The sequence below is a fragment of the Pseudomonas sp. genome (genome assembly GCF_049590575.1).
Classification (GTDB): Bacteria; Pseudomonadota; Gammaproteobacteria; order Pseudomonadales; family Pseudomonadaceae; genus Aquipseudomonas.
The window spans coordinates 1-6,942 of the sequence record NZ_JBAWDE010000425.1 but is presented as its reverse complement, the minus strand read 5'-3'; the positions used below and the strand labels follow the sequence as shown (position 1 = coordinate 6,942).

The following is a 6,942-nucleotide window of genomic DNA, read 5'->3' as shown; positions in this document are numbered from 1 at the left end:
GGCCGAGGATGCGGTCCAGCGGTTCGCCGCGCGCCGACAGCATCAGCACCGGCAGCTCCGGGTGGTCGTTGCGCAATTGCTTGAGCAGCTCAAGGCCGCTGCCGTCGGGCAGCATCACGTCGAGCACCACCGCCGCCGGGGCGGATTCAGCCAAGGCTTTGCGCGCGCTCAAGCCATCGTGGCAGGCGCGCACCTGGAAACCTTCCTGGCTCAACCAACTGGTCAGCAGCTCGCAGAGCTCCTGGTCATCATCTATCAGTAACAGCTCGCTCATGACTCACTCAATTTAGCCATTGTCGACGGCGACGGTGCCCACCGCTGGCGAAGATCCCGCACAGCAAGGCGATCAGTGCGACGGCCGCGCCGGTGACAAACCACTGCTGTTGCTCGGTCAGCCATCGGGTCATCGCACCGCCCTGTGTATCTTTGAGTTGCTGGGCCAGGCGTTGGTTCTCTTGGCGAAGGCGACTCAGCTGGGCGCTTTCGCGGGTAGCGTCTGCGCTTTGCAGCTGCTTGCCCAGTTCTTCACGCAGCCGTTCGCTTTCTTTCAAGCGTTGCTGCAACTCGGTGATCTGGGCGCCGGCACTCAAGGACAGGGGCGTGGAACTGCCGGTGTTCGAGGTTTCTTCAGCGTGGGCCGTAGCCCCGATCATTAACACTGCCAACAGACACAACTGACGTAAGCGCATCGGAACTCCTGATTCCACACGAATATTCAGAACGTTGTCGGCAGGTTACCGAGAATAATGAGCCATTAGCAGGGCGCCGAACGGTTTAAGCGTCGGCGCCACTCAGCTCAAGGCAGGACTTGCTTGAACGGCTTGATTACCACGTCGGCGTACGCACCTGCCGCTACGTAGGGGTCAGCCTTGGCCCAGGCCTGGGCGTCGGCCAGCGAGGCGAACTCGGCGACCACCAGGCTGCCGGTGAAACCGGCGTCGCCGGGGTCGTTGCTGTCTACGGCCGGGTGCGGGCCGGCCAGTACCAGGCGGCCTTCGGCCTGCAGCACTTTAAGGCGTTCCACGTGTGCCGGGCGCACGGACAAGCGTTTTTCCAGCGAGTTGGCAACGTCGGTGGCAATGATGGCGTAGAGCATGTCAGTCCTCGGTTTTCGGCGTGGTGGGGGCGGTGTCATGCAGGTGGCGCGACAGGTAGATACCCTGGCCGATCAGGAACAATACGGTCATGCCCAGGCTGCCGAAGACTTTGAAGTCGACCCAGTAGTCCTGGAAGGTAAAGGCCACGAACAGGTTGGCGGCGCCGCAGAACAGGAAAAACACGATCCAGGCCACGTTCAGGCGCGTCCAGACCGGGTCGGGCAGGGTCAGTGCATGGCCCATGATCCGCTTGATCAGCAGGCGATCACCGATGAAGTGGCTGCCGATAAACACCAGGGCGAACAGCCAGTTGACCACCGGGGCTTTCCATTTAAGGAAGGTTTCGCTGTGGAAGGCCAGGGTCAGGCCGCCGAAGACCAGGCAGGCGACCAGGGTCAGCCATTGGCTTTTCTCGAGTTTGCGTTGTGAGATGAAGATGGCGCCGTAGACCACCACAGAGCTGATGATCAGTACGGCGGTGGCGCTGTAGATGCCCCCGAACGTCAGCTCGTGACCGGCGATATCGATAACCCTGGGGTCGAGTTTGGTAACGATGAAAAACAGCAACAGCGGGATGAAGTCGATGAATTGTTTCACAGTAAGAGCCAGAAGCTGGATGTGGCGGCATAATAACAAACATCCTTGGTAGCGAAAGCGCCAGCTGACTTGAGGTTACACACTCCCGTGAATGTTGATTTGCACTGCCACAGCACGGCCTCCGACGGCGCCCTGGCGCCCGCGGTACTGGTTGCGCGTGCGTTTGAAAAAGGCGTGCGAGTCCTTGCGTTGACCGACCACGACACCCTTGAAGGCCTCGACGAGGCCCGTACGGCGGCGCATGCCCTGGGCATGCAACTGGTCAACGGCGTGGAATTGTCCTGCACCTGGGGCGGCGCCACCATCCATGTGCTGGGCTACGGTTTCGATCAAAACGCACCGGCACTGGTGGGCGCGATAGCCCAATTGCACGATGGCCGTTGGCTGCGGTCCGAAGAAATAAGCCGAAAACTCAGCCTTAAAGGCATGCCGAACGCGCTTGAAGGCGCCCGCGCGATCCAGCAAGCGCTGGGCGACAGCGGTAATGCACCGGCCCGGCCGCACTTTGCCGACTGGATGGTGCGTGAAGGTTTCGTCAAGGACCGCGCCGAAGCCTTCCGCAAATGGCTGGGCGCCGGCAAGTTGGGGGACGTCAAGCAACACTGGCCGACCCTGGAGGATACCGTCGGCACCCTGCGCGCCGCCGGGGCCTGGGTCAGCCTGGCGCACCCTTGGCATTACGATTTCACCCGCAGCAAGCGCCGCAAGCTGATTGGCGACTATATTGGAGCGGGCGGCCACGCAATTGAAGTGGTCAACGGCCACCAACCCGCCGATCAGGTCGGCAGCCTGGCGATTCTTGCCCGCGAATTTGGTCTGCTGGTCAGTGCCGGCAGTGATTTTCATGGCCCAGGCGGCTGGTCCGAGATCGGCGAATATCGCCAGGTCCCGGACGACTTGCCGCTCTTGTGGGGGCGATTCAAGCATGACCCCATTATTGCCACCGTCTGAACAGGTAGAACACGTGAGTCAATTTTTCCAGATTCATCCGGAAAACCCTCAAGCGCGTCTGATCAAGCAGGCCGTGGAGATCATTCGCGCCGGTGGCGTGGTGATCTACCCAACGGACTCGTCCTACGCCATCGGTTGCCAGATCGGCGACAAGGGCGCAGTCGAGCGTGTAAGGCGCCTGCGCCAACTGGATGACAAGCATAACTTTGCGCTGATCTGTAGCGACCTGTCCCAGTTGGGCCTGTTCGCCAAGGTCGACACCGGCACGTTCCGGTTGCTCAAGGCCCACACGCCGGGCCCCTACACCTTTATTCTCAACGCCACGCGTGAAGTGCCGCGCCTGTTGCTGCACCCGAAAAAACGCACCATCGGCCTGCGCGTGCCCGAGCATCCGATTGCCCTGGCGCTGCTGGCCGAGCTGGGTGAGCCGCTGATGAGCGTGTCGCTGATCATGCCCGGCGACACCGAGCCGCTGGAAGATCCCTACGAAATGCGTCAGCTCCTGGAAAAACAGGTGGACCTGATCATCGACGGCGGGTTTGGCGGCGGCAAGGCGTCCACTGTGATCAACCTGGCCGACGGCGAGCCGGAAGTGATCCGCGTGGGTTGCGGTGACCCGGCGCCATTCATGGCCGAGGCCTGAATGTCCGCCGTGGAGACCGTCGACAGCCAGGCGGGCGCCCAGCAGGAACTGCCGTTCGCCATGGTGTATGGCCAGGCGGTCATGGAAATGCCGCTGGACCTGTACATTCCGCCGGATGCGTTGGAGGTCTTCCTTGAAGCCTTCGAAGGCCCGCTGGACTTGCTGCTGTACCTGATCCGCAAGCAGAACATCAATATCCTCGACATCCCGGTGGCGGAAATTACCCGCCAGTACATGGGCTACGTCGAGTTGATGCAGTCGGTGCGCCTGGAACTCGCCGCCGAGTACCTGGTGATGGCGGCCATGCTCGCCGAGATCAAGTCGCGCATGCTGTTGCCGCGTTCGGAGACGGTCGAGGCCGAAGAGGACGACCCGCGCGCTGAGCTGATCCGCCGCCTGCAGGAGTACGAGCGCTTCAAGGCGGCCGCCGAGGGCATCGACGGCTTGAGCCGTGTTGGGCGTGACGTGGTGGTGCCCAAGCTCGACGCCCCCGAAGCACGGGCGCGCAAGCTGTTGCCGGACGTGAGCCTCGAAGAGTTGCTGATGTCCATGGCCGAAGTGTTGCGCCGGGGTGACATGTTCGAACATCACCAGGTCAGCCGCGAAGCCCTGTCGACCCGCGAGCGCATGAGCGACGTACTCGATCGCCTCAAGGGCGGCGGGTTTGTGCCGTTTGTCGAGCTGTTCACCCAAGAAGAAGGGCGCCTGGGGGTGGTGGTAACCTTTATGGCGATCCTCGAACTGGTCAAGGAATCCTTGGTCGAGCTGGTCCAGAATGAGCCTTTTGCGGCTATCCACGTGCGGGCGCGAGCCGAATAAAGAGCTGAATCGATGAATCTGACTGAACCCCGCGAACTGGCGCCCCTGCTGGAAGCCTTTCTCCTGGCCTCGGGCAAACCGCAATCCCTGGAGCGCCTGTTCGAACTGTTTGAAGAGGCCGAGCGCCCTGAGCCGCCGGTGTTCAAGAAGGCGCTGGAGATACTGCGCAAGTCCTGTGATGGCCGCGCCTTTGAATTGCGCGAAGTGGCGTCGGGTTATCGCTTGCAGATCCGTGAGAAGTTTTCCCCGTGGGTCGGCCGCTTGTGGGAAGAGCGCCCGCAGCGCTATTCACGGGCGATGCTGGAGACCATGGCGCTGATCGCCTATCGCCAACCGATCACCCGGGGTGAAATCGAAGACGTGCGGGGTGTGGCGGTCAACAGCCATATCGTCAAGACCTTGCTGGAACGCGAGTGGATCCGCATCGTCGGCTACCGTGACGTGCCCGGCAAACCGGCGATGTTCGCCACCACCAAGGTGTTCCTCGACCATTTCAACCTGAAAAACCTCGATGACCTGCCGCCGCTCGCCGAACTGCGCGAGATGGAACCCGACCCGGTGCTGGACTTCGACGACGCCCCGGTGCCCGCCAGCCTGCAGGAACTGGCCGACGCCACGGCCGAGCCGGAAGAGCCGAAGGACGAAACCAGTTTCCACACCTTGTTGCTTGAACTGGACGATATGGAGCAGGGCATCAAGACCGACTTCGACGACTTGCTGCGTGACGGTGCGGCTGAGCCTGAAACCCAACTGAACGTTGACGTTGAGCCTGAAGTCGAAGTTGAAGAACCAGAGCCAGCGCCTGACGAAGACATCCTTGGCGTTGCGCAAGCCCGCGAGAAACTCCTGGCAGCCGTCGCCGCCCTTGAGCAACCGCCCTTGAGCGACGAGGAAGACGAAGCCCGCGCGCTGGCTGAAGCCATTGAAAACGAGCGTCGCTCGTTCGAGCCCTGATCAGGCGTCGGGTTCTGTTACACAAGCTGTACCTGTTAGTTCTGACAGTTGTGGGGCGTTGAGTCGCGGTATTTACTCGCTGAACGCCATTGCGCCTGGGCTGTTGATCCGTGGTGGTGTGATCCCTTTCTTTGAATATGGATGACTCATCATGAAAACCACTGGTCAACGTTTCACCCATGCGTTCGGCGTGGCGGCACTGGCAGGCGCGGCGGTTTTCGCCGCTGGTTATGCGCTTGCCACCGCCTATGCACCTCTGGATGGCGATCAAAGCGTGAGCATTGTCTCAGGCGCCGACCCCACCGGAGCCATTGGCTTGAGCAAAGGTACGGCCGGGGAGCGCCCCGTGTACTACCGGCCGGGTTCATCGAAAGCGTTATGGATCGGCGCTTCCAACACGCTGCCGGCGGGGTGCAAGCCCACACAATTCACCGACGATGACGGCACGAGCATCCCGGTCCTGGTCAAACTCGACTGTAATGGGCAGAGCTGGCAGGCCAAGCTGTCCCGGACCGGTGAAAAATTCAGCGTCAAACGTTTGCCCTGAACCCAAACGATCGTTCCCATGCGGAGCGTGGGAACGAGAGTGGTAGTGATGAGTTCAACCAAAGACCCCTGTATCAGCATCTGCAAATTCAACGATGACATCTGTGTTGGCTGTGGCCGCAGCAAGCGTGAAATCCGCGCCTGGAAGAAGCTCGACAAGGCCGACAAGCGCACGGTATTGGCCGAAGCCGAGCTGCGCCTGCTGGCGTTGGGCGCCACCGGTCGGCGGAAAAGCAAATGACTGCGGCCTGATCGACTAGTCTTTGATGCGCAACGCGCGCCATGCGCGTATGATTCGCGACCCTTTGGCGAGCTATTCGCCCAAAGCCCCGCTTTCAATACCCTTCAGGCCACGCCTGAATCGACCCACCGGGAGGTGCTTAAGATGAACGACAAAGACCAGAACGACAGCCAGGAAATCGGCCCTGCAGGCGAAAAACTGCAAAAGGTGCTGGCGCGTATCGGCGTGGGCTCGCGCCGCGACGTCGAAGCCTGGATCACCCAGAAGCGCATCAAGGTCAACGGCGTCGAGGCCACCCTTGGCCAGCGCGTCGACCTGCATGACGCAATCACCATTGATGGCAAGGTCATCAAGCGTGAAGAGGCCGCCGAATCGGTGCGCCGCGTGATCATGTACAACAAGCCGGATGGCGAGATCTGCACTCGCGACGACCCGGAAGGCCGTCCGACCGTGTTCGACAAAATGCCCAAGCCCAAAGAAGGCCGTTGGATCAACATCGGTCGTCTCGACATCAACACCACCGGCTTGCTGATGTTCACCACCGACGGCGAGTTGGCCAACCGCCTGATGCACCCGTCCTACGAGATGGACCGCGAGTACGCCGTGCGCGTACGCGGTGAAGTCGATGACGAGATGATCGAGCGCCTCAAGGCCGGCGTGGTGCTGGAAGACGGCCCGGCCAAGTTCACCGACATCAAGCAGGCGCCAGGTGGCGAAGGTTTCAACCACTGGTACCACTGCGTGGTGATGGAAGGCCGTAACCGCGAAGTCCGTCGCCTGTGGGAATCCCAAGGCCTGGTGGTCAGCCGCCTGAAACGCGTGCGTTTCGGCCCGGTGTTCCTCAACTCCGACCTGCCGATGGGCCGCTGGCGCGAAATGAGCCAGTACGAAGTCGACATCCTCAGCGCCGAAGTCGGCCTGACGCCGGTGGCCATGCCGCAGATGAACGCCAAGAGCAAAGACAAGCTTGAGCGTATGCAGCGTAAATCCTCGCGTCCTGTGGCGCGTACCGAGCGCGTTGCCCGCACCCTGCGCCCGGCGCTGAATGCACCGGCGACCGGTGGGCGTATCTCGCGTGAGCCGCACATCGAAGG

11 protein-coding genes are annotated in these 6,942 nt (G+C 61.6%); 7 read left to right on the top strand and 4 right to left on the bottom strand.

The genetic code is table 11. The features are described 5' to 3' along the window. From WBR57_RS29505 to WBR57_RS29490, 4 genes are all read right to left on the bottom strand, one after another. A partial coding sequence (locus WBR57_RS29505; protein ID WP_424089004.1) for a response regulator occupies positions 1-274 on the bottom strand: 274 nt, incomplete at its 3' end. A 7-nt stretch (positions 275-281) separates the two neighbouring features. Then, positions 282-689, bottom strand: a complete 408-nt coding sequence (locus WBR57_RS29500) for a translation initiation factor 2 (RefSeq protein ID WP_424089002.1) — start codon at positions 687-689, stop codon at positions 282-284. A 107-nt stretch (positions 690-796) separates the two neighbouring features. Continuing rightward, on the bottom strand, positions 797-1,096 hold the full coding sequence (locus WBR57_RS29495) for a YciI family protein (RefSeq protein ID WP_424089000.1): 300 nt from the start codon (positions 1,094-1,096) through the stop codon (positions 797-799). A 1-nt stretch (position 1,097) separates the two neighbouring features. Then, positions 1,098-1,694 carry a septation protein A gene (locus WBR57_RS29490; RefSeq protein ID WP_122542888.1) on the bottom strand — a complete coding sequence of 199 codons (597 nt, stop codon included), beginning with the start codon at positions 1,692-1,694 and terminating at the stop codon, positions 1,098-1,100. An 87-nt stretch (positions 1,695-1,781) separates the two neighbouring features. Here WBR57_RS29490 and WBR57_RS29485 point away from each other — a divergent pair, with 87 nt between their 5' ends. From WBR57_RS29485 to rluB, 7 genes are all read left to right on the top strand, one after another. Next, entirely contained in the window at positions 1,782-2,645 is an 864-nt protein-coding gene (locus tag WBR57_RS29485) for a PHP domain-containing protein (RefSeq protein ID WP_424088997.1), read from the top strand. A gap of 13 nt (positions 2,646-2,658) precedes the next feature. After that, positions 2,659-3,288: an L-threonylcarbamoyladenylate synthase gene (locus tag WBR57_RS29480; protein WP_122542892.1), complete on the top strand. Its 630-nt coding sequence runs from the start codon at positions 2,659-2,661 to the stop codon at positions 3,286-3,288. Positions 3,289-3,408: 120 nt separating this feature from the next. Next, the gene (locus WBR57_RS29475; RefSeq protein ID WP_424089006.1) at positions 3,409-4,107 is read left to right on the top strand and encodes a segregation and condensation protein A; all 699 of its coding nucleotides are present in this window, start codon (positions 3,409-3,411) and stop codon (positions 4,105-4,107) included. A 12-nt stretch (positions 4,108-4,119) separates the two neighbouring features. After that, entirely contained in the window at positions 4,120-5,061 is a 942-nt protein-coding gene (gene scpB, locus WBR57_RS29470) for an SMC-Scp complex subunit ScpB (RefSeq protein WP_424088994.1), read from the top strand. Positions 5,062-5,212: 151 nt separating this feature from the next. Then, positions 5,213-5,608 (top strand): hypothetical protein, encoded by a 396-nt coding sequence (locus WBR57_RS29465; RefSeq protein ID WP_424088992.1) that lies wholly within the window; start codon positions 5,213-5,215, stop codon positions 5,606-5,608. A gap of 48 nt (positions 5,609-5,656) precedes the next feature. Next, a complete protein-coding gene (locus tag WBR57_RS29460) occupies positions 5,657-5,848 on the top strand; it encodes a DUF1289 domain-containing protein (RefSeq protein ID WP_044267786.1) in 192 nt (63 codons plus the stop codon). Positions 5,849-5,992: 144 nt separating this feature from the next. Beyond that, a partial coding sequence (rluB, locus tag WBR57_RS29455; protein WP_424088990.1) for a 23S rRNA pseudouridine(2605) synthase RluB occupies positions 5,993-6,942 on the top strand: 950 nt, incomplete at its 3' end.

What these genes read in the sequence shown, in the direction of transcription:
- WBR57_RS29500 (WP_424089002.1), bottom strand. Translation starts at nt 689, where the DNA reads ATGCGCTTACGTCAGTTGTGTCTGTTGGCAGTGTTAATGATCGGGGCT.
- WBR57_RS29495 (WP_424089000.1), bottom strand. Translation starts at nt 1,096, where the DNA reads ATGCTCTACGCCATCATTGCCACCGACGTTGCCAACTCGCTGGAAAAA.
- scpB (WP_424088994.1), top strand. Translation starts at nt 4,120, where the DNA reads ATGAATCTGACTGAACCCCGCGAACTGGCGCCCCTGCTGGAAGCCTTT.
- WBR57_RS29465 (WP_424088992.1), top strand. Translation starts at nt 5,213, where the DNA reads ATGAAAACCACTGGTCAACGTTTCACCCATGCGTTCGGCGTGGCGGCA.
- WBR57_RS29460 (WP_044267786.1), top strand. Translation starts at nt 5,657, where the DNA reads ATGAGTTCAACCAAAGACCCCTGTATCAGCATCTGCAAATTCAACGAT.